A 26,949-nucleotide genomic window follows, 5' to 3' on the forward strand; every position below is an offset into this window, starting at 1 on the left:
AATTATGTGATGTGAATTTATCTGGTGAGGAGTGTCACCTCGTCCTCAGCTTCATCAATTAGTTGATTCAATTTGAACCATCGAACACGCAACCAGGGGACTGCATCATGGGAGCTTTAAAGAAGTTATTCAGCCAGGCGTTCTTGACCGTTGTTTGTGCTGTTTTGGTATTAGATTTGGTCAATGCTTCGGAAAATTTGGGATTACAAACTTATCCCATCCCTCGAACCGATAATCGTCCTGGTCCGAGAAGTGACCGCGAAGTGATAGAGGACACCATCCGCGAGATCAACCGAATGGCTTTGAGCGATACCTTATGGCACCGATGGCGTGCGATGCAAGATTCGCAACTTGTCATCGCAAAGGTGGATACCATAAATGCCTCCAAAAATTTTGCCAAAGGTGTAAGTCTTGCCAGAGAGGGTTTCAATTTGCTTAATGATTTGAATCACTCACAACAAGATTCTCTGTCAGTTCAAAAAATAAAAGTTAGGGCGATCCTGCTTTTTGAAAGAGCACGAACGTATTTTGAAACATCGTTTAAATTTAATCCCTTTGATATTCGAACTCAAAATTATTTGATCTGGATCTATCAAAATTTAGCTGAGCTTCATAGTAATTGCAACAACATGATCCGCTCCATTACAATGATAGAATATTTGACCTATATTCTGCACGATGATCCAAAAATTTATCATAAGCTGGCTGAAAAGTATTTCACTATCGGTAATTGGGATAAGGCGCTGTCGAATAGTGTCGCCTCGATCAATCTGATGTTGGAAGATGAACCTAATATTGATAAACGGGACCTTTTTGACTGTTATTGCTTAAGGGGCAACGCCCAACTTCAATTAAATAGGGCAACTGATGCGCTGTTGTCATTTAGCTATGCGATGATTATTGCGCCGACAGAGCAAGATGCGGATGAAACGCAAAAGATGATCGATTGGATCAATTGGGATAGTTGCAATGTAGATGCGTCGCGAAAATGGGATTCCCTAAATGCGAAATTCAATACCATGAACGGCGATTATTCTTCTATTCATCAGGGATATCTCGATCTTTTGAGTAAAGTAAAGACCCGTCGCGCCCAAAATGACGTAAATTGGCGCATCGCCCAGTTGGAGTTTAAATTTCTGAATCAGCGCGAACAAGCGCTACAACGGATGTTCGATATCGTTAAACAAGTCCCACTGGATACCACCCGAAAAGCCTTGAACAAACCTGATCAGAACTATTTGAATGACTATGGCTCGATGTGCTATCTCATGGCGATCGATTTTCTTCGGCAGCACCAACACCACAAAGCATTGATTTATTTGTTTCAATCAGTGGGATTTTGGTGGAATCAGGTTGGCAAAAGCTATTATCAATTAGCACGGCTGTCGGAATATGATAATCAAGCGGTCATTAACTATGCCCAAGAAGCACTAATTTATGAAGAGCACTTGACCAAAGAGGAACGGAAGAATCTCTATTACTTGTTGTATTCGGCCTATAAGCGGCAGGGATTGTTTGAAGAGGCAAAAATGTGGTTTGATAAGATGAATGCTGAAACAGCGGATTAACGATGCAGATCAAACTTGTCCAAATTTTCATTTTGACACTTATTATTGCTGGCTGTGCCAGCCAAAAACGAATAGTTCCATCACCGCAAAGTGGATCGACGCGAGAAATTATCCATAGCTATCCTGGCACTGATAGTTCAGTGGTAAAAAAGGCGATTGATTACTCAAAAAAAGTCGGAGTGGATTTTGAGAGACAAAACCAAGCAAAGCAATTGCTGGATAGAGGGCTGCGTACTTTTGCTGCAGCAGAGTCTTTGCAGAGCTGCATCCAAAATCCATCACCAAACGAGAGGACGTTCTTTCAAATTTATGAGAACTGGATCAACCAGGCCCTGAGCAAGGAGGGACCATTAAAACTGCGTGAGGAATATAAGCCTCATCGTTTGCAGCAGATCGTTTTAACAGTGCTCGATTCTGCCAGCCAGATCACCTATCGAGGCAAGTTGCTTGATCCATTCAACCTGGAAATCCGAGGCTTGCTGATAAAAATTTATATGAAACAGGGTGAGCTCACTCATGGTCACGAGTATTATACCCATGCTATCGAGGAATTAAAACGATTGCTTCTAATTGATAAAAGCAACCCTTATATCTACGAAAAATTAGGTGAATGCTATTTTGCTTTGAATGATTGGGCGAATTCATATCAATGTTTTCATGAAGCTGAGCGTGTATTAAATTCAGTCAAACTATTTGAATTACCATCCACTGGAGCATTGGATACAACGCGCCTAGTATACTACCTGCATCGGCAAGGTGAGGCAAAGATGCGATCATATGATTCCAATGGCGCTATTGCAGTGCTCAGTCGAGCGATGCAGTTGACCAATTCGCACGAGACCAAACGGCAATTGCAGCTTATATTGGACTGGATCAATTGGGATGATGGAAATATTCGTGCCTCAGAAATCAGAGACCAAATTAGGCGTCTGGAAGCTGACAATCGCTTCAGGGAGGCGCGGGCTCAATACCTTGACTTATTGAAGTTGCTTCGCTCTGACCGAGCGAAAAATGAAATTAATTGGAAAATTGCCTCCATTGAATACAATGTTTTGGGTCGGAAGAATGAAGCGTTAGCTCGGCTCTTCCTGGTTATTCAATCGATTCACAAGAACCCGGTAAAAGAAAAGCTCCACGAAATCTATTTGAAAGATTACGCTGCGATGTGCTATTCGGTTGGAATAGATTATTTAAACCGACATGAATTTCGATTAGCTTATATTTATTTCAACCAGTCCTCGCAGATTGAATGGGATCATCAAGGCGATTGTTTTTATCAATTAGCCCACCTCTCGCGCGATCATCCTGCTGAAGCGATTCGACTAAGTCTACGCGCGTTGGATTTCATGAGCCAGCTATCTCAGGCGAAAATCAGATCATTGTACCAGCTTTTAGCAATTTCATATAAACGAATGGGGGAGTTTGATAATGCCAATAAATATTTCCAAGATTGGGTGAACCTGAAAAATATTACTAAGAACGAATTATGAAAGCGATCATCCAACATTGGTCTTCAATATTGATTTCTCTGCTATGTGCGATGACCCTCGGTTCTTGTCGGAGCACGAACGTCAATCTGAGCGTTTTTGTCAGGACCCCTGATCATCCTCAAGGCGTGGATAGCCTCACTGTCGCGCGTTCTGATTCAATTATCAAATTTCTATTTGTCGATTATCAAAGCAGTCAAAAGTCCGAAAGGTTGCTAAACAGCTCTTTGGAAGCCCTCGAACGAGCAGACTCGTTGTACCAGCGATTTAAAAGAATGCAACCAGATACTATTGCCTGCGAAATGGATGCATCGGCAGATAGCGGTTCCAATGATAGGAAGGAGAACATGCTTAAGCAAATTAGAAACGAATTACAATTTGCTGAAGGCAATCTTTTGCAATCCACACGACTAAATCCTTTCTCATTGGCTTCCAAGGAGGCGTTAGCGCATACCTATATTTTATGGGCTGATGTTGAAAAATCAAACCTTCAATTAGAAAGAGCGATTGCTGTATTCGAAGAAATCCTCAAGCTCGAAAAAGGTGAGCATTATATTTTTGCGAAATTGGCCGAATGCCATTTTCGACTCAAGAATTGGCAAAACGCCTTGGACAATTACGTCATGGCTGAGAGAATCTTGCTCGCCACTAATTTTGTCATTGATAGTGTGTTACATGAGCTGCCTGAGACCGATTCCATGAAATATGAACTCCATTTTGACTACCTTTATTCTCAGGCAGTATGCTTAGCGCGTATGTACAAGGCTACGGAAGCATTGGCAATGTTGAAGAAGGCAAAAGAAAAGGCAGTCTCCGGGGAGAAGAGGAAGTTAGCCGAACAGTATGAGGACTGGCTGACCTGGGATAATGGTAATATCAGAGCTGCTGAGGAAAAAAATAATATCTTAGAGCTGATCCAAAAAAAGAAGTATGAAGACGCAGTTGTACGGTTTGAGAAACTGAAAAACGAATTAAAAGATCCCACCGCTATTGATGAAATTGAATGGCGCATTGCACAGTTGGAATTTAAATTTCTTGATCGAAAACAAGAAGCTTGTGAACGAATGTTGAGAGTGGTGAAGAATTATCGCTTACCGACCGCTTCTCCTGATGTCCAGGCAGCCTATAGCACTTATATTGAAGATTGCGGTGTCATGCATTACCATCTGGGGATGGAATTTATTCAATCTTCTGATTACAAGCAGGCTCAGAAATACCTAGAGCAAGGCGCAAGACTCGATTGGTCAGGAAACTATAAATGTGATCTCGAATTGGCCAAGCTAAACAGGCATGATCCAAAACTCACTCTGGAAATTATTGATCGTGTATTACAACAACCCCCGAGGTTGTTGAGAGATGAGATGTTGACTGCGTTAGAGATTAAATTGAGCGCACTGAGAAAAATGGGACCTGGATACCTTGCGGAAGCGGCCATTATCTATAAGCAGATTAGGGAATTGCAAAATCAGCAATAATGTCCTCCTTTGACCATTTATGCAAATTTCCCCACTGAAACACTTTCCAAAAATTGATGAACTTTTTGTCTGTTGTGACGTCTAAAATAATGGCTGAAATAATAATGGATGTTTAGCCAAAAATTAAATCACTGCTGCCGATCAATTTTTAAGCAAAAGAGGTGTGCAGATGACACGGACAATGAAATCGATGCTTTTGACCACTGGTTTTTTGGTCATGGTTTGTTTAATTTTCTCGGGTTGCTATACTCAGCTTTCACGTCCGAGAGTCGCCACAACGGATGATTATCAGCAGCCGTCTGAGGGGGAAAAGGATGAGTATTATCAGGATGAAGGTACATCCTCAAATGAAACCCGAGATGTTTACATTTACAACTACTATCCGTTCTACGGATATACTTTTTATGATCCCTGGTACTGGACCTATTATCCCCACCGTTGGGTTTACCTCGGGCCGTACCCCGATTACTGGTGGAACCCCTATGGTCCTTGGTGGACGCCAGGTTGGTATATAGGGATCTATCACTACAATTATTGGGGCTGGGGGCATTATCGATACTATGATTCCTATTATTGGTTTGGTGGAGGGTGGAGTTCTTATAAACCGCGACATTATGCGAAACGGCCTTTTGAGCGACGCAGCTTTGGCGCTATAGGTCGCAGCGATCAATCTTCTGATTCGCGAACTTCGCTGGCTAAGCCCGCGACAGAAACTCGGATTGAGCGACCACGGCAAAGCTTTGGTATTCCATCACGAGAAGATCGCACAACCATTCCAGCGCCAAGTCGAGTGCCCCGACCCAAAAATGATGTTGATCAGCAAAGAAGCCGAGAGAAGATCAGAGCAAATGAAACCGTCGACGATGGCAAAACTACTCCATCGTCTCAGTCACAACCAAAAATTCGCCAACCTCGAGTGACAGATCAGCCACCACGCGTGCCGCGATCAGAGCCAAAACCCAATATTGAACGGGCACCGAGAACTACGCCGAAGTCACCCGATAATAGCACCTCGCAACCTAAACGCTCTTCCCGCTCATCTGGCCAGAAATCGAATTATATCTCGCGTCCTAATCAATCTGGAAGTCCGCATATTTATAAACCCGCAGCACCTACTTATACGCCGCGAGGCAGCTCGAGCAGCGGATATAGTTCCCCACGATCGACGCCACCAAGCACGTCGAGCTCTGGTTCTAATACCAGCAGTAGGAGCAGCAGCTCTGGTTCTGGTCCATCCCGAACCTCGAGAAAATAAAAGTGAATCTTCTATGGAGTCATGAAATGAAAAATCGGATATTCGTAATTATTTCGTTGCTGATATTAGTCGCTGCGCCCAAAAATTACGCCCAAACTGAAGCTTTTTTTCTTGGGGATGCTTCTGGTGTTGGTGGTCGGGCACTTTCTATGGGAAGTGCCTATTTGGCCATTTCGGATGATTATTCGGCGACATTATGGAATCCCGCTGGTTTGACCCAATTGCGCCGTATGGAGTTGTTCACTTCCTTATCGCATCTCAAATTTTCGAATCAAGCCAGCTTCGCTGGGATCTCTAATACCGATCGAACCACTAAAACAAAATTGAACTCTATTGGATTTGCTTTCCCAATTCCAACTTATCAAGGAAGCCTTGTATTTGCTATCGGCTACAATCAAGTGAGAAGTTTCGACGCAGGCTTTTCGTTTGTTCAGAGGGTCGATAGCTTAGGGGTGCGGCAAAACTACACTGAATTGGAAGAAGGCGGACTGAACAATTGGGTTTTTGCTGGTGCCATCGAAGTCACTCGGAACCTTTCTCTTGGCGCAGCGGTGAATTTGTGGCGCGGCAAAGACGATTACCTCTACAACTATTTCGAAAAAGACGAGGACAATTTATATACCTTTGATGAATATAACTATGTCCAGCAAATCATTACAAAGCATCAAGCGGTCAATTTTAAGCTTGCAGCATTATACAAAATGACCAGTTTCCTGCGATTTGGCGCTACCATTGCCACACCAGTTTCATTGGATTCCAAAGAGCAATGGAAACAATCGGTGAAACAGACTGGCGATTCAGATTATCCAGATGAGAATTTCCAGGATGGTGACGATGGCGCTTGGGACTACGGTTTGCGATCCCCGTTTGTGTTTGCAGCCGGTGCAGCGTTTACCCTTTTGCCCAATATCGTTCTATCTGCTGATGTCGAATATAACGATTGGTCGCAAACCCGATATACTTCCGAGCCTCCAGTGGGAGATCAATTTCATAAGAACCTCGATTTCAAGAAGGACTTTCGGGCAACTACAACTTATCGCCTCGGTGGCGAGTTTACGATTCCACTGATCGACACCCAGCTTCGTGCTGGATTAATTCGGCAGCCTTCACCTTTGGTAAATGCTTCTCCCAAAGCCGATCGAAATTATCTCACCGCTGGGGCTGGAATATTGCTAGATAAACAGGTCAAGATCGATTTTGCCTGGGTCCGTGGTTGGTGGCAACGGGAGGATTCCTATTTCTCTCCTGAGCTACCAGCGGTGGATGAAAAGATCAGTTTCGATAAATTTTTCGCCACGATGTCGATTCGATTCTGATTAGTTTTTCCTTAAGCGAAAACGGTTTTCAGCTTCAGGGAGAATGGTTTTCCTTCAGTTTTGAGTGTTCATAGTGAGTTCAAAATCTCACCGCAAAATTCATCTCTGCTACTGCTATTGGTGGCAGAGATTTTTTTTGACCCAAAACATCATGATCCGCTTAGTGAGACAATGCCTTGGAAGATGAAGCAAAAATTGCGCTGGCTATTCATTGTCTTGTTAATTTCTTATCGTCTCGCATCTGGAACGGATGGAGACAAAATTAGCCTGGCTGAACAATATTACCAACAAGCTTTAGTTTCGTTCAATCAGGGCAACGAAGCGCAGGCTATTACCCAGTTGAAAACCGCGATAAAGCTCTGCCCCAAATTCGCTAAAGCCCACAACCAGCTCGCCTTAATTTATATGAACAAAGGAACTGTTGAAGGCCGATTCAAGGCAACCACAGAGCTTGAGCAAGCGATAAAATTGGAACCGGGAAACATCGAATTTCGGTTGAACGAAGCCTTGTTGAATCTCAAAAAAGGTTTTTCAGGAATTGCGGCTAAAAACTTCGAGCGAATTCTCGAATTGGACCCCCGCAATTACATGGCTTATTATCACCTCGCTCAGATTAAAGAAGCGGAAGCGTTGCGATACAAAAATATGATCAGCGTGGACGAAGCAAGCAATGTGATAATTCCAATGAGCTCGTTTGCAGAGCGCGCCAAAGAGCTGGCAATTCATTATTACCAAAAGGCAATCTCCATTCAACCCAAAAGTCCCGAGCCCTACTACAGATTAGCTATGCTTTATTTTGAATTTCAAGACTATTTTCGAATGATCGAATTATTAGAGAGCGCTATTCGAATCATCCCAGATAATAAGAATTGCTTTCTGTTTCTTGGCTTTGCACATCAAACAGTTAAAAATTATCACCAGGCAGCACAGGCCTATCAAAAGGCTCGATCGCTCATGTCTCCTGACGAACTCGAGTTGTTACAGGCAGTTGAGTCTGTCTTACCACTCAGACAACGACGCCAATATCTCACCATGTCTGCTGAGGAACAAGCACAATTTCGGCGATCATACTGGGTTAGCCAGGACCCATTCTTTTTAACCGAATTCAATGAACGCCAGATGGAGCACTTGAGACGCATGGCTTATGCCAACTTACGATTTTCAAATCCGGATGCACACCTTGAAGGTTGGCAAACTGATCAGGGTAAGGTACTCATTCGCTATGGTTTCCCTCTCACAATATATCGAACCCGACCGTTTATTGGCTCAACCAGCAACATCGGCATGAATCCATTGCATCATTCCAGAGAGATATGGACATATCCTGGATTTGATTTTATTTTTGAGGACCGATTTTTGTCCGATCATTACGCTTTTGCTTGGGGATATGGGCAGAATGAAGATGATAAAATCAAATTTGAACGGTTGATTGCGAAGATGCCGGAGCTATATGAATTCGTTCCCGATACCGAACGACTGGATGTGCGTTTGGATCCAGTGGCTTTTTGGGGCGCAGGTGAGAAAACGGAGCTAGAATTATGCTTTGCGCTCCCGATTCAACCGTTGCGCCCTGTGGCCAATCGGTTCAAACTCCGACATGGTGTGTTTCTTTTTGATGATCAATGGAACCCTGTGCTCCAAAACCGGCGCGAATTGTCATTTCAACCAGATGAAATCCGACAGATTGCTGGAAAGCTTTGGTACGGAGATCATGAAACCTTAGTTGTGCAACCTGGAAATTACGTCCTCGCGTTTGAATTTGAGGATGTGCACTCAGGACGTCTCTCTCAAATTCGTCGCCAATTAAAAGTGGAGCATTTTTCGTCGCAGCGATTTCAGATGAGCGAAATTTTATTTGCCAGCGAGATAAAGGGGCCATCTTCGATTCAGCATCTTCATCGATCCGATTTTCAGATCCTCCCGAACCCGATGAGGATATATAGATCGGATGAGCCGCTTGCCATTTATTACGAACTATATCATCTCCAACAAGATCAAAATGGCGAGATGCGGTTTCGAGTCGAATATCGGATAAGTCCGCATCATGCTGGCGAAGGCATCGCGGGCCGAATTTTATCTGGTTTGGGGCTTAAAAGGCCGTTAAGCCATGTGGCTTCGATGTATGAATATTCAGGGAATGAACCAAATGAACGACAGCACCTGACAATTGTAGTGCCGAATCAACTCAAAGGAACGCTGAAGCTAACGCTCATCGCGACCGATTTAATCACAGGCGATTCGGTGCAGCGCGAAGGAGTTTTTTGGAAAATTGAATGAATGAGGATCAAATGCGGAGACTGTTAATCACGGGCGCGACTGGTTTTGTTGGCGAGCATTTGTTGCAATGCGCTCGAGCGAAATATGAAGTACATGGATTATACCATCAATCCCATTTCGTGGGGGATGAAATATTCGCGCATCAATTCGATCTAGCGAATGTCAACAAAATAAAGCCGCTTCTGGATGAGATTGCCCCCGATGCTATCATTCACACTGCTGCCATTGCCAATCCTGACCAATGCGAACGCGACCCAAATCGTGCAGTATTGGTGAATTTGAAGGCGACCGAAGCGATAGCGAGCTGGGCAAGCCAAAATGGCGCTCGACTCATTTTCACCTCCACGGATATGGTTTTCGACGGAACCAAAGGCAATTATAGTGAGACCGATGTGCCAAATCCGATTAGCCATTATTCCCAAACTAAGGCTGCTGCTGAAACTGCTGTGATTGCCAGTCAGGGTAGCTATGTCGTTGCCCGAGTGGCGTTGGTCTATGGAATTGGTATTTCTCGTACCACAAGTTTTTTTCATCAAATGGTTCTGAAATTGACAAATGCAGAAAAAGTGACCTTATTTGATGATCAATTTCGTAGCCCCATTTTGGTTGAAAATTTGGCCGAGGCATTGCTGGAATTGGTCGAGCATCCATTTATCGGCATTCTCCATCTGGGAGGGAGTGAGCGGATCAGCCGTTGGGAATTGGGATGGAGAGCCTGCCAGGCGCTACGCCTGCCAGTTCAATACATTGAAAAAAAGTCCATGTTTGCCATTGCCTTTGCCGCGTTCCGGCCGCAGGATGTCTCGTTGAACGTCAACTTGGCAAAACAAATTTTAAAAGTAAAGCTATTGAATTGTGATGAAGGATTAGCGAAAATTAAAGCGACACACCAGTGGATCGGGAGATAGGTATGGAGAGTCGATTTGAGAATCTTAGATTTTAGATACCCTGAACCGAAAAGTCAATGAAGGACTCATCCGATTTTCAGCAATGAAGCAGCGGGATAATCTAAAAAAGTTGAGAATCATTGACATCACTGCTATTCAAAAGAACAAATCGCTTTGATCGGATGAACCAGACCAGGTGTAAATGACGAAACAGAATTCACTTCAGCTATGAGCTTTAGAACTTCACTCGCTTAAACAGTTTCTTCTCTTGCCCAGTTTTTTTGATTGTCGCATCTAAACCTAACTTCGCACCGCGGCTTTTCTGCCCTTCGATATGGGTGGCAGAAGGATCGAGCGAACTAGACGGCTGATCCGTCATTATGATCAGATCTCGGTCAGCTTGAAACCGCGTGGCGATCGCCCATTCTACATCATGAATATCATAAATGTCAATGTCCTCATCCACCACGACACAATGTTTCAGTGAGCGATGGGCCTGAAAAGCAGCTTCTAATGCTTTTCTACCGTCGTCCGCGCTTTGTTTTTTGATTTGAACCACCGCATGAAGCCACGAACAACCGCCCGAGGTGATGTGCACATCTTGGCAAATGCATACCTGATTGACCCCCTGAAAAATATCCAATTCTTTGGGCATACCCATTAAAATCTTATGCTCGGAACGTCCAGGGACTAGCGCATGATAAACAGGCTGCTCCCGATAGGCGATCCGAGTAATTTCTACCACTGGCTGACGCCGAACGACATCCCATGTGCCAGTGATATCCACAAATGGTCCTTCCTCTGCCATTTGTCCAGTAAAATGGCCCTCTAATACCATTTCACAATTCACAGGCACTTTTATATCAATCGTCTTGCAATTGGCCAATTCAATAGTATCCAATTTGCCAGCTAATTCCATTTCATCGACCTGATAGGGTGGCGAAAAAGAAGCTGCCAGCGAAACAGCAGGTGGAGGGCTAATACAAATCGCTACTGTTGCTTTGCCATTCGTATGCGCCAAAGCTTGAGACATTCCTCGATTTTCCACCACTCGAACACTACCCTGACGCTCGTTGAATACCATCATCCGATGATAGGAGAGATTGCGGCCATATAATGGATCATGCACAATCCACACCGCTGAAGTAATATAGTGCCCTCCATCTCCTGGATAATGAAATAGGATGGGTAATTGACGAAGATCCACGGCGGGGAGCTCGTGATCGCCATAAATCGCTTGGCGATCGATGACCTTTGCTTCATGATGAGTTAATCTCCGAGAGAGCTGCGACAGAAAACCCGCTTTTGGGATTTGAAGGCATTCTGCGAATTGATCACGGGAACAAAAAATATTGCCGGCCACCCGATAACCTGAAACATCGTCAAAAATAACTGGCTTTGGTTCGAGCTCGATGAGTTGATGACTCACTTGAAGATATGGCGAGGCAGGCTCCGTGATGTGATGAAGCGCTCCGAGCTGCTCCTGTCGTGCGAGCCACTGGCGAAAATCCATCATATCTCAATCCTTAATTGGAATTGATCCCCATCGCTGATAAAGGTCGTTGGGGATGTTTAAAAGATCAAGAATTTTGCCTACCAGAAAATCGGTTATGTCGGTTATGGTGTTTGGATGATGATAATAAGCAATCATGAGCGGAAAAATGATAGCCCCAGCTCGTTTCAAGATGAGCATATTTTCCAGATGTGCGATAGAAAGCGGTGTTTCTCGTGGGGCCAAAATGAGCTGCCGACCGGTACGCAATTGATTATCGGCAGCACGAGTGATCAAGTTAGCGGTATAACCATGGGCGATCGCCGATAATGTTTTCATCGAACAGGGGGCGATTATCATGCTTGCCGCTGGATGGGAACTGCTATTGATTGGCGCCGAGGCATCGGATTCGTCGTAGAACTCGATACCTTGAGGCATAGCATAATCGCTGCCTAATTCATGTTCAATCACTCGGATTGCATGGTGGCTCACGATTCCGATCACCGAAATGTCATGATCTCGAAGTTGCTCCATCAGTCGGAGCCCAACAACGACTCCGCTTGCACCTGTCACAGCCACCACGACTGTCTTTTTCTGATCGATCACTTGAGATTTTTTCCAAAGCTGAAATGGTTCGAGTTAAAAGGAGAACCAGCCTAATCCGCTCCGATTAAAAATGCAGATGACGGGCCAATTTTTATACCGTTTCGTTCTGGAATTTATCGCCGATTGATTGCAAATAAGGACTCGGAGTTGAGGCATCACGTCCGCCATATTCGTCCCATATTGGGCAGTCATTATTTCAATTTGGTCGTGAAGCTTCGTACTGCGCCAGCTTTCAGGAGCTCACTCGCGATATTGTTGGCGGTAATTCCGTCCTGAGCAACGGCAACCATGCAGCCACCTTTTCCAGCGCCACAAAGTTTTGCACCTAGTGCCCCCTTTACTTTGGCAGCGTCAATCAGATTCTCCAATTCGGGCGAGGAAACATCGATGCGTTGGAGCAGAATTTGATTTTCATTCATCAATTTTCCAACTCGTTTGACATCGCCTTCTTTTAGCGCTAAAGATCCCTGTCGGGCGATGGTCCCGATCTGGCTAAAAATGTGATCATATTGCTCTGGGTTCTTTGCTCGGGCCTCAGCAACCTGAGCGACAATTTCGCTGGTCTTTTTGCTCACCCCGGTGTCGCCGACAACAAAAAACATGCTTGACGGCGGAATGGCCGCAGGCTCATGATCCTTACGGAACAAGATTGGCTTCTCCAATGAGATAACCGTATTATCGATACCGCTCGGCGTTCCATGATGGATCTTTTCCAACTCGAATGAATATTTGATCAAATCCTTCGGAGAAAGAAATTTCATCATTGCTTTAGTGAGCGCACGAATGATGGCAATGCTTATAGCTGCACTGCTTCCCAGTCCGCGACCGATCGGTATTTTTGACCAAATGGTTAATCTCCAGCCAGATTTGGGCAGCTTCACGATTTTTTCATCGATCAACTCAATGACTTTAATAATAGGAAGGACAGCCTCGGGATAAGGGGCATTGCCCAGCGTTACCTCGATTTTCAAATCTTTGGCTTCGATGACTGGTTTCGTAACAGATGCATCGATCGAAACCGCCGCAGAAGCTCGAACATCCTGAATCGGGATCGCCACGGCTGGCTGACCATATACCACTGCATGTTCACCAAATAGAATAACTTTGGCTGAAGCAGAGCCATGCGTTGAGATCATAATTTTTTCACCTAATGATGGCGTTGGCTGTTAAAATAAATAGCTTGTGCCCCAAAGTCAAACGACTCTCTAAAGACTCACAAGACGATCGAACATTTTTTATCTTTTGCAGGTAAAGCAATTAGACTCTTGCTGAATTTGCACATCAAAAACATTAAAGAAATTCTCTTTAGCTGCGGCAGTGTGTTTTGTTTCAATAGCTAACAATTTTTGGGATGTTTGCGATCACCGTATCACAACAATATCTTGAAATATTTTGGAGAATTCTAAACTGAGATTTCCAGAAAAAAGCTATTTAATTTCACAACTAAATCAAATTACTTCTTTTGTTTTTCTTGCTCTTCTTTTTCACGGATAAGAAGGCTTTTCAAAATTTGTTTCGCCCGATCATAGCGAACGCGGCCTTCATGGGCCATCTGATTGGCCACTTTAATTGCCATTTCACCGATTGCACCCGCAAAAACTGCAACATTTCGGGCGTGCAGCGTCATGTGTCCTTTCTGAATCCCCTCGGTCGCTAAGGTCCAGACGGCGGTGAAATTCTGAAGCAGGCCTGCTGCTGCTGCCAGTTCGGCCAATTGTTTACTGGTTTGGACCTTCATGAGCTTCAGCAAAATTTTGACTCCTGGATGAATCGATGTCACCCCTCCGACGATGCCCAACGCCATGGGAATATCCATCTCGCCGATCAATTTGCCCGAATCATCGCGATAAAATTTGCTGAGTGGTTTATATTTGCCCGAGCGCGCTGCGTAAGCATGAGCACCTGCTTCGCAAGCTCGCCAATCGTTTCCAGTCGCAATCAAAATCGGATCAATTCCATTCATGATCCCTTTATTGTGCGTGGCTGCTCGATACGGATCCGCCTCTGCAAAATGATAGGCTTTTACGATCCGATCGGCTGCCTGCTCGCCCGAGAACCCTGCTCTGGCCAGCGCTTCGACGGCGATTTCCATCCGAACATGAACCATACGGCGATCCGACAAGTTGGAAACGATCTTGCAGATCGCATCCCCTTCGGCCAATTCCGCCAAGATTGGGGCTAAAGTTTCGGCCATGGTGTTAACAACATTTGCCCCCATGGCATCGCGGCAATCTACAATGATATGCACGATCACCATTGGACCGCTGAGTGAATTAATAATTCGGACTTCAATATCCTTCGCTCCGCCGCCGAGCTCAACCAATACTGGATCCTGTTCATTGGCAACCCGTAACAGATCTTCTTTCTTTGCCAAAATTCGCCTTTTGGCCTTTTGAGGATGCTTGACATCGACCAATTGTACCTGACTGAACATGATCGGCTCGGAGGCTTCTGCGGTTATCTTGCCATGATCTCGAACCAACCGCGCTGAATTGCTCAGCGCTGCAATCACCGAGGATTCCTCAACAGCCATCGGCACAATATAATCGCGATCGTTTAATTTGAGATTCACAGCTACGCCCAATGGCAGTCCAAAAACTCCGATAGCGTTTTCCACCATGATATCCGCTAATTCGGGAGTGAGCGTCTCCCTTTTTAGCATCCATTTCTCTTTTGTTGTCAGCGGGTACCATTGTTCCAGCAGGTCCAAACGAAAAGAAAGGTCATGTTTATAGAAACCTGGGAATCTCGAGCTCTTGCCATTCACTGAGATAGCTTTCATATCGGTCAGCTTTTTAGCGTTTTTCTCCATGGCTTCATACCTTTGAATAAAGTGACTGATTGAATTTTCGACTTTTGGATTTTATAAATGCGTAAAGATAAAAAATAAAAATTCAAAATGCAAGAGATAATTAAGACAACGCTATTATATGCCTGGTAATGCCAGTTGAAAAAGCATAGGATTTTCGGCTTTTGGATTCATTAAAAAATCTTTTCGCCTTAGGGAATCAAATCCAACTCTAAATTGTCTAACTAACGAACAAAAAAATTCAGTATAGCTATTGTAAAATTTGTTCGAGAAATAATATTAAAAATTGAAAGGCAACACATCATGAAAAAAATCTTGTATTCAATCGGAATCATCGTTTTGGTCGTGGCAACAGGATTGATCATCTTCAATGCCGTCAGCAGCAAGACCACCAATGGCAAATTCATCTTCGATAAAATCACTCGGGGTGATCTGATCAACACGGTCTCCAGCACGGGGACGATCAATGCAGTGAGCACGGTGGAAGTCGGCACTCAAGTGTCAGGAATTATTGACAAATTATATGTGGATTTTAATGATCAAGTGAAGAAGGGACAACTGTTAGCCGTTCTCGATACCGTGCTGCTAAAAACAGCATTGATGGACGCCCAGGCCAATCTGGAAAAGGCAAAGGCGATGCTGGAACAGGCACAAGCCGATTATAACCGCAATTTGCCCCTATTCGAAAAAGGGTTGATTTCAGAGGCGGAGTTTCTGCCGATTAAAATTCAATTGAAAACCCAAAAGGCAAATCTGACTTCTGCCCAGGCTGCCTTCGAGCGGGCTCAGCGGAATTTGAAATATGCGTTTATTCACTCGCCCATCAATGGGACAGTTATTCAACGGAACGTGGAAGAGGGACAGACGGTGGCCGCCAGCTTCCAAGCGCCGGTGCTATTTATCATCGCTGAAGATCTTTCCAAAATGGAAATTCACGCCCAAGTTGATGAGAGCGACATCGGTATGATCAAGACAGGGCAGCGGGTGACATTTACGGTACAAGCTTACCCTGACAAGACGTTTCATGGTACGGTGCGACAGATTCGCCTACAACCGACGACTATCCAAAATGTGGTTAATTATACGGTCGTAATCGATGCAGCTAATAATGAAAATTTATTATTGCCTGGGATGACCGCCACAGTTGATTTTATTGTTGAGGAAAGAAAGAATGTGCTGCTGGTTCCCAATGCGGCATTGCGGTTTCAGCCGTCGGAACAGATGATGCAGGCATTTTTCAATGAGGCGAAGAAACGATTCGAATCGGCACCTGACTCTGTGAAAAATAAAATGCCCAGAATGGGCGGGCCGAATTCAAGGCAAGCTCGGCCTAAAGATGCGGGCACGGTGTGGTATCTGGATGAAAATAACAAGTTGGTCATGGCCCCGTTCAAGGCGGGCATCACCGACGGCAAATTGACCGAGGTGGTGATGAGCCGTGATCTGAAAGAGGGGATGCAGGTGATCGTTGGTCTGACGGGAGGGAATGAGAAGAAAACCACCAGTTCGACGCAACGGAATTTCGGGCCGCCGAGGCCGTTTTAGGTAATTGGGCAATTAGGTAACTGGCTAATTAGTTCTTGTTGCACAATTATCAAAACAGGATAAATTGTCATGCCTGCGCATGCAGGCATCTCACTCTTTGGTTAACTGAATCATCAGTTAGAAAAGAGATTCCTGCATTCGCAGGAAGGACAACGTTTCTTTTGATTTTCATTTTTGCAACAGAATCTAATTAGGAAATTGGAAAATGAATTCATAGAGAGATAATGCAATAGCCTCCTGCAAAATTAGAATGTTACTGTCATTCCGAACGAAGCGCAGCGGAGTGAGGAATCTATGTTTCTTATGGAATCAACTAACGAGCCAGATTTCTCGCTTCGCTCGGGATGACAAATTTTTCTAATTTGCAAATGTCCATTATTTTGCAGGATTCTATTCCACAGCAAAACCAAGGAAAGAAAAGATGGAAAAAATCATAGAGACAAAACAATTAACCAAGACCTACCAGATGGGCGATGTGGCGGTGCAGGCGCTAAGGGGGATCAATCTGGCGGTGGCGCCTGGCGAGTTTCTGGCCATCATGGGCGCATCAGGTTCGGGCAAATCAACATTGATGAATTTGCTCGGCTGTTTAGATCAACCTACGTCGGGCGATTATTTTCTGGATGGGATTAATGTGAATCAATTGAGCAAAAATGAATACGCCGACATTCGCAATCAGAAGATCGGGTTTGTGTTTCAGGGATTCAATTTGCTGTCCCGCACATCGGCGCTGGAAAATGTGGAGCTGCCGCTGTTTTATGATCGCACCAAGCGAGTCGCCAATCCAAAGAAGGCAGCCATTGAGGCGCTGGAGCGAGTTGGTCTGGGTGATCGGCTCTATCACGAGCCCAATCAACTGTCGGGCGGACAGCAGCAGCGAGTGGCAATCGCCCGAGCGCTGGTAACTCAGCCGTCGCTCATCCTCGCCGATGAGCCGACGGGCAATCTGGACACCAAGACCTCTTATGATATTATGGCGCTATTTCAAGAGCTGAACGAGCAGGGCATCACCATTATTCTTGTTACGCATGAGAAAGATATTTCCGAATATGCCAAGCGGATTGTGACCATGCGGGATGGCCTGATTTTGGACGATAGCGCTATTCAAAACAGGCGGAATGCGAGGGAGGATTTGGTCAATGGGTAATTAGGCGATTGGGTGATTAGGTGGTTTGGCAATTGGGTAATTAGGTAATTAGGCAATTGGGTAATTAGGCGAATGGGCAAACATGCTACTTACGTACATTAGAGCCTGAACGGAAACCAATAAAATTTGTCATTCCGAGCGGAGGCGAGGAATCTGGATATCCGAATAAATTAGAGCATTACCCAGATTCCTCTCCGCCAGTTGGCGGATCGGACTGACAAAACTAGAGTTTTCGTTCAAACGCCAATTACCCTATTACCCAGTTACCTAATTACCCAGTTACCCAATTACCCAATTATGATCGGAAATAATGACAATTGAAAAGGAAACAAGAAATGTTAAGAATATCAAATTTATTGAAAGCCGCTTTCAATAGCATTTTGAAAAACAAGCTGCGCAGTATTTTGACGGCGTTGGGCATTATCATCGGTGTAGCTTCAGTGATCGTGATGATCGCCATCGGCAAAGGAGCCTCGGCACGAATTCAGGCGCAGATCACGTCGCTGGGCACCGATATGTTAATGATTCGCCCCAGCTTCACCGTTAGGGGAGGCGTGAATTTAGGCGCTGGGAGTTTCAATCGCCTCACTTTTGATGATGTAGAGAAAATTAAGGAGCAGGCCACGCTCATCAAAGCGATCTCTCCCATGGTTCGCTCGGGAGGTCAGGTGATCGGTGGTGGGAAAAACTGGAACACTTCGATCTACGGCGTCAGCCCCGATTATCTCTACATCCGCAATTATGAACTCAAATCGGGCGAGATGTTCACCGAGCGGGATGAGCGCTCCAGCAAAAAGGTGGCAGTGCTGGGCAAGACCGTTGCCGAGGAATTATTCGGCGACCAGGACCCTGTTGGCGAACAGATACGGATCAACAAGACACCATTTACCGTGATCGGTGTTTTGAAAGAGAAGGGTCAGAGCGGCATGGGCGGCGACCAGGATGATGTCGTGCTCGCTCCATCTAAAACCGTGCTCTATCGCCTCAAAGGTGGTCAATATATCGACATGATCTATGTGAGCGCTATTTCCAAAGATCAAATTTATGCAGCGCAAACGGAATTGACCACCATCATGCGAGCGGCGCATCGGCTGCAGGAAGGAGAGGATAATGACTTTGACATCCGCAATCAGGCAGATATTATCAGCATGGCTTCCTCAACATCCAAAACGCTGACGATTTTGTTAGGCTCGATTGCGGCGGTGTCGTTGATCGTCGGTGGCATTGGTATCATGAACATCATGCTCGTTTCGGTGACCGAGCGCACCAGGGAAATTGGGATTCGTTTGGCAGTCGGCGCCCGCAGCAGCGACATCCTCACGCAATTTCTGTCCGAGTCGATCGTATTAAGCCTGATCGGCGGCATCATCGGCACACTGCTGGCATTTGTCGTTACTTTTCTGATGCGGAAATTTACAACCTTTACGCCGCAGATTTACCCTGCAACGGTATTGCTGGCGTTTTCGTTCTCAGCCATCGTCGGGGTATTTTTTGGATTCTATCCTGCCAGAAAGGCAGCCATGTTGAACCCGATTGAAGCGTTGAGATATGAATAGAGAAAATTCCAATACACAAAAAACAAATCTCAAATAAATTTCAATTTCAAAATGCCAATGAATCAAACAAACATGAGCAAACCAGGTTTCTACCACAAAGCTGGTTTGTACCGCAAAAGCTCGATGCCACTCTGTTTGAAATTTTGAATTTGAGACTTGAATATTATTTGTGATTTGATTTTTGGGATTTGTTATTTTTTGAATGAGGACAATGAATATGAAATGGAAAATGAATTTTACTTTGATAATAATCTTGTCAATCATCGATCTGGCTGTGGCCCAACAGGCGAGCGAAAAATTGACCTTGGCCGAATGCATCCAGTTGGCATGGAAAAATAATCCTTCACTTCAGCAGAGCGGAATTTCCGTCGAACAGGCGCATCTTTCGACCAGGCAATCTTATTCCAATCTGTTCCCGTCGGTGGGCGTGAGCGCTGGCACTTCGAGCAGCAATAATAACCTGCCTGGTTCTGACTGGCAATCGCAATGGAGCGTCCAGGGATCAGTGGATCAGAGCCTTTATCGGCCAGGGATGTATTCCTTTGTTCAGTTATCGAAAGTGAATGAGAGAATCTCTCAAATTTCCAATGAAGATTTGAAGTCCCAGATTCGGCTGGCGGTGGAAAACTATTATTTCCAGATTTTGACATCGTACGCTTTGATCTCGGTTTACGAAGACAACATTCGCTTGGCCGCCGAGAATCTTGAGAAGATCAGGACGATGTACAAGCTTGGCGCCAAAACTGAATCCGATGTTCTGAAAGCCGAAGTCCAAAAAGGCGATTTCGAAGCGATGTTGCTTTCGGAACTGGAGCGACTGCAAAATTATAAACGATCATTGAATATCACCATGGGACGCTCCCCCAACATCGAATTTGAAGTCGAATATATCGCTGCTCAAGATGTCGACATCCCTGAATTGGAGATGGCCAAAAAACTTTTGCTGGAAAACAATCGGGAGTATCAAGCACTGAAGCAAAGTTTTAAATCACAGGAGATTGCTTTGAGGATTGCCCGAGAGGCGTATCTGCCCTCGCTCTCTGGTTATTACAGCCATTCGAGAAGCGGCCGATGGGCTAATAATGACCCATTGGTTTCCAATCAGGTCGGACTCCGAGCCAGCCTCGATCTTTTCACTGGATTCAATAAAAGCCTAAATGTGCAAAAAGAGCGCTTGAATTTGGAGAAAGCAAAGATTGATCTGGAGGCGAAGGAACGGGAGCTGATGGCCCAATTGACCAATTTGTACACCAGCCTGCAAACCTATAACAATTTGATTAAAATAGATGAGAAAAATGTCGAGTCATCGAAACGAGATCTTGAACTGGTGACGGCCCGCTATGCCGTGGGCGCCAGCACCATTTTGGATCAGATGAATGCCCAGGCCTCCCTGCTGCAATCGCAAAGTAGCTTGGTGAAGGATAAATATTCCAGAAAAATTATCGAATCCCAGATCAAGCAATTGTTAGCACAATTGTAGGACAGGATGGCATCCTGTCCCATAAGGGAGTTGTTGGGTTCTTATGGGACAGGATGACATCCTGTCCCACAAGCCGCAATTAATTTGATGGTCAGGTGTTTAACTATATTGCAAAAGCATCTATCTAAATCCAGGTAAACCCTGGCTAAAAAGCTAATATTCCGACCACAGAATTGGAACAACCACCAAAGCATTGTCCAGATTCTTTTCTGTGGGAGTTCCGATTCTGTGGTCAAAAAAATTTTTATTATTCAAAAAAGTTATTAACCTATCATTCTAATAATTTGAAAGGAACCAGCCATGAGATTCATCGCATTGTTTACAGTAGTAGTTTTGCTAATGAGCGCTTTTGTCGTTACTGCTCAAGAAACCAAGCCCAATTTCTCAGGCGAGTGGAAGCTGAACGCTGCCAAAAGCGATCAGCCCGAAGGTCCTGGCGGCCGACGAGGCCCGTTGGCGCCATCCAAAATGATCGTCGAGCAAAAAGAGAACCAACTGATCGTTGAAGTCTTTCGCAAAAATCGAGAAGGACAGGACGTTACAGACAAGTCCACCTACACGCTGGATGGCAAAAAATGTAAGAACGAGACCAATTGGGGCACCCGAGAGTCCACGGTCAACTGGTCCAAGGATGGAAAAACACTGATTATCCAATCCACCATGAAGATGTCCCGAGGCGACCGGGATTTCACCATGGAATCCACGGAAAAGTGGTCGCTGGATAAAAACGTGCTGACGGTCGAGACCACCCGTTCCACGCCCATTGGGGAACGGACCAGTAAGGCGGTTTATGAGAAGGTTGAAGGGAAGAAATAGCGCTGCGGTTGTTGAAATTTGACTTGGCATTCCAAGACCTAAACGAAATGGAGCCCATTCGGCAGTTAGCGGAAGGACTCCATTTTTTTTCGGGCGGGAATAAAACCTCAAATTCTGCTGTCTAATCATCGAATTACATCATTGTTGGGTTTAGCCTGCAGGTGAAAAACTATATTAATAAAACAAAACATCATAAGTTAATCACGAGAAAGGGAAAAGCAATGAGAAGAAAAATCATTTTTAGTGTCCTAGTTGCCAGCTTGGTGGTTGCAACTGGGCTGTTGGCTCAGCGTCCTGATCGCCTCATGCTTAAGAAACAAGAACGAAAGGCCATGCTTGATCTTACCGATGAGCAAGAAGCCAAGATTCGAGATCTGGAGCTAAAATTAGAAAAGGAAATTATGCCGCTCCGATCTCAAATTCCTGGCATTGAAGCCAATTTGAAACAAGAATTGGTGGCTAAGCAATTCAATCAGACAAGGGTCAAGAACCTGATCGAGCAGAAGGCAAAAATTGAATCGGAAATCGAGCTCAAGCAATTGCTGCATCAGCGGGCCATACGGGATTTGCTGACGCCTGAGCAACAGAAGAAATTTGATCTGCATGCTTTGAGAGGTGGCATGGGACGACACGGCATGCACCCGCTTCCATTGCGACCGCCAATGCCAGGTGGAGAAGTGCCGCAGCCAGAATCGGAAAAATAATCGAGATAAATCCTTCCGACTGTTAAGAAACTTCGGAAGGATTTTTTTATTAAAAACATGGGACTGCTGAGGCCAACAAAAAATATATTGAGCCTCTTTTCCCCACGGATGATGGAACTGATACGAATAAATAATAATTATCAGTATCAGACCAATTACCCCTTGAGAAAAATCCCTTGGGTTGTTTCAATCAGTTGGGAAAAAATTTAGGGGAAAATGGGAATATGAAATCCACATCCTTTGCCGTTATTTTCATGATGGCTTATTTAATTTCATCTTCAAAATCACTGGCGCAACAATATCTGTTCATCAACGAATTCATGGCCGAGAACGATAATTGCTGGATGGATCCAAGCGATCATCAATTCGATGATTGGATTGAAATATACAATGGTGGTTCAAGCCCAATTAATTTGGCAAATTATTTTTTGACGGACACCCCATTTCAACCAACTCGCTGGCCATTTCCCAACATTCCCATTGCACCAGGCGCATTCCTGCTCATCTGGGCGGATGAGGACAGCAACGCCACAGGGCTGCATGCCAATTTTAAATTGAATAAAGCAGGTGAATTCGTGGGGCTTTATTATCAATTGGGAACTGAAAATATTGCCATCGATACCTTGAGTTTTGGTCCACAAACAGCCAATATTTCTTTGGGTCGATTTCCAGATGGCAGCTTCAATTGGCGAATATTTGCTGCTCCCACGCCTGGCGCTCCCAATCGAATTTCACAGGACGATGATGCCAGCGCGATTGTTTTTGACGATAATCGAGTTCATAATTATGAATTGCATTTTTATATCCCAAATTGGTGTGATTCTTTGGCCTATTATTATGAATACGGCCAGCTCTACATGCCTGCCCAACTGATTTATGAAGGCTTTGTATTGGATAGCATTGGAGTCCGCTACAAGGGGAATTCGTCTTACAATGGCTCTCGCCGAACCCTGAAAAAGCCACTGAAATTCAAATTTGATAAATATAAAAAAAGCCAGACCCTGTTTGGCCTCAAGGAATTGAATTTCAGCAACTGCTTCAAAGACCCTAGCTTCATGCGGGAAAAAATTGGCTATGATATCATCGGGCGATATGTCCCAGCACCTCGGGCATGCTATTCCAATATTTATGTCGACGGGCAACTTCTCGGATTTTATGTGCAAGTGGAGCAAGTGGACAAAACCTTCCTCGCCAGGCATTTTGGTAATAATTCGGATAATCTATACAAAGCCACTGACAAAGGCAGCAATTTGGCTTATCTGGGGCCAGATAAGTCCAAATATAAAGCTGGCTTGGAATTGAAAACCAATGAGGATTTGGACGATTGGTCTGGCTTGCTTGTCATGCTCGAAAAGCTGAACAATACTCCAGCTTCGGTTTTTCAGGACACGATGGAAAAATGTCTGAATCTAGATCAGTGCTGCCGCTTGTTAGCGTTTGATATGGTGCTCTCCAATTTTGATAGCTATATAGGCTCGGGACGGAATTTTTATTTGTATGATGATTCGCTCTCAGGCCAATTCCAGATGATCCCCTGGGATTTGAATGAAACCTTTGGCGGCTATATCAACAACTGGAATATTTTCACCGTGGATATCGTGAACGTGCCCAATCTACCCCAGCGGCCGCTGATGCGAAGAATCATCGAAAACGAATTGCTCCGCCAGAATTATCTGTCCTACATCAAAGAGATGATGCTGGGGCCAGCTTCCAATGATTCGGTGGCGCTTATGGCCGATCGGCTTAAAGCGCTGATCGATCCCTACGTGCGGGCGGATAAGAACAAGCTGTATTCCTATCAAAATTTCTTAACCAATATCGAGACCGATGTCATGGTGGAAATGAATATGCCCGTGCCAGGGATCAAATCTTTTTCGAAACGAAGAAATGAAAATCTGAAAAACCAACTTGATAAATATCTTCAAACCGAAGTATTGTCAGAAAATTCTAATAGGTCTTCTTTCGCGCTGCGGCAGAACTATCCAAATCCCTTCAATACCAGCACGATAATTGCCGTTTCATTATCTCGGCCGGCTGAAGTGAAATTGGAGATTTTCGATCTCCTGGGTAAAAAGGTAGCGACGATTTTTGCCGGAAAATTATCTGCTGGTGAGCACAAATTTCAATGGCAAGCGGCAGGGTTGTCCTCCGGCATTTATTCTTGCACCTTACAAAGTGGGTCTGAAAGAAAAGTAATTAAGACACTGCTTTTGAAATAGCTTAGCTTGTAGCATAATCCGTTCATATTTTGTTGATCGTAGATAAGATTCTTATGGTAGCTTTTAAGCATAAACAAGCTTTTTATGAACTAGTAAAAACATGCGAACCAGGTATCGTTGCGATGGGTGAGTCTCCGAGGAAATTTCTTTGATCAAGGAGATTGGGGTTAAAAGTTGCCTCAATAAAAGCGCCTCGTGTTGATCAGTAAACAATCAAATGAATGATTTATGGACATCTTTTAAAGGCGCAATACAACTGTCACTAAAATTGGCATGAGATTTGTCCGAAAACTGAATTGTCATTAAAAAGATATTAGATTGGGACAAGAATGGTTGGATTATCAACATATATTAATCATTTTTTCTCTTGATTTTTGAATCAGTTGGAGAGGTATGATAGTATAATCAATGTTGTTTAAAAATTTTTTATTCCCTTCTAACTAACATTCCCCTAAATCCCCCTTCAAAGAGGGACTTCTTAGCTTCCCCCCTTTGAAGGGGGGCCAGGGGGGATGTAGCAGGTAATTTATTTGATAGTGCTTCATTCAATTGAGGTTTTCCCATGCAAACCCTATTAAACTACGGCTTCGAGCAGATCGAATGGCCCATCGCTTTGATGTCGTTTTTGATGGCATTTTTGCTCTCCAGCCTGATAGCCATCACTTATGAGCGAACCTTTCAGGGACTTTCTTATTCGAGAGGATTGGTGCAAAGTATGGTGTTGGGGAGTCTGGTCTCCTGCTTGTTGATGATCGCCATTGGGGATAATATCGCCCGAGGCATTGGGATCGTCGGTTCTCTTGCGATTATTCGGTTTCGGACCAATCTGCGGGATCCACGGGATCTGGTGTTCTTGTTCGCCTCGCTGGGAGTGGGCGTGGCATCGGGCGTGCAGAGCTATGTGACGGCGGTGATTGGAGCGCTGATGTTTTGCCTGGTCGTGTTCGTGCTGTATATTTCGCCCTTTGGCACTCGCCGCAAACATGATGGGCTGGTGCGCTTTCAAATTCCAACTGGACCGCAAGCAGCTAATGAGGTAACTTCGATCATGCAAAATTATACCAAAAATTTTGTGCTAGTCGCCATGCGGAGCGTGGCTCAGGGACAGGTGGTTGATTACGCCTATCAGGTGAAACTGGCCGATCCTGACGATAATATCGCCCTCATTCAGCAACTGGAACGGATCGATGGGATTCGGGGCATCACCTACACCAATCAAGAAGCGACGGTGGAGGTTTAACAAAACATGATGAAACGAAAACTGTTCCGCCAGACGCACAATTTCAATTGGTATATCATCCTCTGGCTGGCGGCATTGGCAACCGTCTTTTACTTGACTCAGAATTGGTTCATCAACAAAAAATTTATCGGCATTGTGGAGCGCCGTTCACATCCCCTTGGGGTACAGGAGCCTGGGCGGATCAATCAATTGTTGGTCAATATCGGGGATGAGGTCAAAAAAGACCAGATTCTGGCCATTCTGGATATCTCAGATCTGAAAACCACACTGGACCAACTGCAAGAAGAGTTGACCAGCTTCCAGCGGCTAAAACGGGCGCAACGAGATCGCTATTCTATTCAGGTCCATCGGATGGCGTTGCAGTTGGAAAATGAAGCGGCGGATCTGGTGGAGCGGCTGTCCCTCATTCGTTCGAAAAGCACAGAGTTGGCAGGCTTGAATGCCGAGATCGAGCGATTGCAGCAGGCAGAGCAGGCGGGCCTGGGCCATAGCCGTGACCTGGCCGATCTGGTGCTGCAGCGGGATGCGCTGGCAACATATCTCAACGAGTTGAATAAAGAGCTGGCGTTTCAAACTCAAAAATTAGAGAGAACTCGAAAATCCCGCCAGATGCTCAGCGCCGCTGATATCGATAGCATGGCGGAATCGCTGCTCTGGGAGCAAATGGAATACGCCGAATCCCTACGCCGACTGGTTGCAGAGACCGAGCATCGGATCAATCTGCGCTCCGTCATTGCGCCCTGCGATGGCTTTGTAACTGAAATTCTGGCTCGGCCTGGCGATGTGATCGATGCCTTTCTGCCCATTATCACGGTGGAAGAGGCCAGGCCAACGTATCTGGATGTCTATATTCCCGAGCAATCCAACCTGACGCTTCAAGCGGGAATGACGGCGGAAATTTATTCCTCCCGCAGCCGAAAATATAACACAACGGGCGTGGTCACTTTCATCCATCCTGAATTCACCCGAGCCTCGGAGCGGTTGTCGTTTCGAGGGCAAATTTTCTGGGCCCGCAAAGTGCGGGTCGAATTGCCAAAGGATCATCAGTTGCTCCCTGGCGAGGTGGTGAA

At 45.0% G+C, this 26,949-nt stretch carries 20 protein-coding genes; 16 read left to right on the top strand and 4 right to left on the bottom strand.

Annotation, left to right across the window (positions count from 1 at the left end; genetic code table 11):
• Positions 1–107 precede the first annotated feature (107 nt).
• The 7 genes from ONB37_18265 (at position 108) to ONB37_18295 (ending at position 10,286) form a co-directional block, all read left to right on the top strand.
• Positions 108–1,568, top strand: coding sequence for a hypothetical protein (locus ONB37_18265; protein MDZ7402107.1), 1,461 nt, complete (start codon positions 108–110; stop codon positions 1,566–1,568).
• Between the two features lie 2 nt (positions 1,569–1,570).
• The gene (locus ONB37_18270) at positions 1,571–3,058 is read left to right on the top strand and encodes a hypothetical protein (protein ID MDZ7402108.1); all 1,488 of its coding nucleotides are present in this window, start codon (positions 1,571–1,573) and stop codon (positions 3,056–3,058) included.
• Positions 3,055–4,530, top strand: a complete 1,476-nt coding sequence (locus tag ONB37_18275) for a hypothetical protein (protein MDZ7402109.1) — start codon at positions 3,055–3,057, stop codon at positions 4,528–4,530. Before ONB37_18270 ends, ONB37_18275 begins: the two co-directional genes overlap by 4 nt.
• Before the next feature lie 169 nt (positions 4,531–4,699).
• Positions 4,700–5,785 (top strand): hypothetical protein, encoded by a 1,086-nt coding sequence (locus ONB37_18280; protein ID MDZ7402110.1) that lies wholly within the window; start codon positions 4,700–4,702, stop codon positions 5,783–5,785.
• A 26-nt stretch (positions 5,786–5,811) separates the two neighbouring features.
• Positions 5,812–7,101 (top strand): outer membrane protein transport protein, encoded by a 1,290-nt coding sequence (locus tag ONB37_18285; GenBank protein ID MDZ7402111.1) that lies wholly within the window; start codon positions 5,812–5,814, stop codon positions 7,099–7,101.
• Between the two features lie 183 nt (positions 7,102–7,284).
• Positions 7,285–9,378, top strand: a complete 2,094-nt coding sequence (locus tag ONB37_18290) for a tetratricopeptide repeat protein (protein MDZ7402112.1) — start codon at positions 7,285–7,287, stop codon at positions 9,376–9,378.
• Between the two features lie 11 nt (positions 9,379–9,389).
• A complete protein-coding gene (locus tag ONB37_18295; GenBank protein ID MDZ7402113.1) occupies positions 9,390–10,286 on the top strand; it encodes an SDR family oxidoreductase in 897 nt (298 codons plus the stop codon).
• Positions 10,287–10,500: 214 nt separating this feature from the next.
• On the opposite strand, the gene ONB37_18300 is transcribed toward ONB37_18295, so the two are convergent.
• The 4 genes from ONB37_18300 to ONB37_18315 all read right to left on the bottom strand — a co-directional run bounded on the left by ONB37_18300 (position 10,501) and on the right by ONB37_18315 (position 15,175).
• Positions 10,501–11,781 carry a UbiD family decarboxylase gene (locus ONB37_18300; GenBank protein ID MDZ7402114.1) on the bottom strand — a complete coding sequence of 427 codons (1,281 nt, stop codon included), beginning with the start codon at positions 11,779–11,781 and terminating at the stop codon, positions 10,501–10,503.
• Between the two features lie 3 nt (positions 11,782–11,784).
• Entirely contained in the window at positions 11,785–12,363 is a 579-nt protein-coding gene (locus ONB37_18305) for a UbiX family flavin prenyltransferase (protein MDZ7402115.1), read from the bottom strand.
• A 191-nt stretch (positions 12,364–12,554) separates the two neighbouring features.
• A complete protein-coding gene (mvk, locus tag ONB37_18310; protein MDZ7402116.1) occupies positions 12,555–13,499 on the bottom strand; it encodes a mevalonate kinase in 945 nt (314 codons plus the stop codon).
• 317 nt (positions 13,500–13,816) lie between these two features.
• Positions 13,817–15,175, bottom strand: a complete 1,359-nt coding sequence (locus tag ONB37_18315) for a hydroxymethylglutaryl-CoA reductase, degradative (protein MDZ7402117.1) — start codon at positions 15,173–15,175, stop codon at positions 13,817–13,819.
• Positions 15,176–15,475: 300 nt separating this feature from the next.
• Between ONB37_18315 and ONB37_18320 the strand changes: the two genes are divergently transcribed.
• The 9 genes from ONB37_18320 to ONB37_18360 form a co-directional block, all read left to right on the top strand.
• On the top strand, positions 15,476–16,717 hold the full coding sequence (locus tag ONB37_18320) for an efflux RND transporter periplasmic adaptor subunit (protein ID MDZ7402118.1): 1,242 nt from the start codon (positions 15,476–15,478) through the stop codon (positions 16,715–16,717).
• Positions 16,718–17,147: 430 nt separating this feature from the next.
• Positions 17,148–17,864 carry an ABC transporter ATP-binding protein gene (locus ONB37_18325; protein ID MDZ7402119.1) on the top strand — a complete coding sequence of 239 codons (717 nt, stop codon included), beginning with the start codon at positions 17,148–17,150 and terminating at the stop codon, positions 17,862–17,864.
• Positions 17,865–18,199: 335 nt separating this feature from the next.
• The gene (locus tag ONB37_18330) at positions 18,200–19,420 is read left to right on the top strand and encodes an ABC transporter permease (protein MDZ7402120.1); all 1,221 of its coding nucleotides are present in this window, start codon (positions 18,200–18,202) and stop codon (positions 19,418–19,420) included.
• Positions 19,421–19,637: 217 nt separating this feature from the next.
• Entirely contained in the window at positions 19,638–20,900 is a 1,263-nt protein-coding gene (locus ONB37_18335) for a TolC family protein (GenBank protein MDZ7402121.1), read from the top strand.
• 300 nt (positions 20,901–21,200) lie between these two features.
• Positions 21,201–21,716: a hypothetical protein gene (locus tag ONB37_18340; protein MDZ7402122.1), complete on the top strand. Its 516-nt coding sequence runs from the start codon at positions 21,201–21,203 to the stop codon at positions 21,714–21,716.
• Positions 21,717–21,937: 221 nt separating this feature from the next.
• Positions 21,938–22,420, top strand: a complete 483-nt coding sequence (locus ONB37_18345; GenBank protein MDZ7402123.1) for a Spy/CpxP family protein refolding chaperone — start codon at positions 21,938–21,940, stop codon at positions 22,418–22,420.
• A 224-nt stretch (positions 22,421–22,644) separates the two neighbouring features.
• Entirely contained in the window at positions 22,645–24,639 is a 1,995-nt protein-coding gene (locus tag ONB37_18350; GenBank protein ID MDZ7402124.1) for a CotH kinase family protein, read from the top strand.
• Between the two features lie 562 nt (positions 24,640–25,201).
• Positions 25,202–25,879 carry a DUF4956 domain-containing protein gene (locus ONB37_18355; protein ID MDZ7402125.1) on the top strand — a complete coding sequence of 226 codons (678 nt, stop codon included), beginning with the start codon at positions 25,202–25,204 and terminating at the stop codon, positions 25,877–25,879.
• A 6-nt stretch (positions 25,880–25,885) separates the two neighbouring features.
• On the top strand, positions 25,886–26,949 hold a 1,064-nt coding region (locus ONB37_18360), incomplete at its 3' end, for an HlyD family secretion protein (GenBank protein ID MDZ7402126.1).

This window comes from candidate division KSB1 bacterium (genome assembly GCA_034506395.1).
GTDB lineage: Bacteria > Zhuqueibacterota > Zhuqueibacteria > Thermofontimicrobiales > Thermofontimicrobiaceae > Thermofontimicrobium.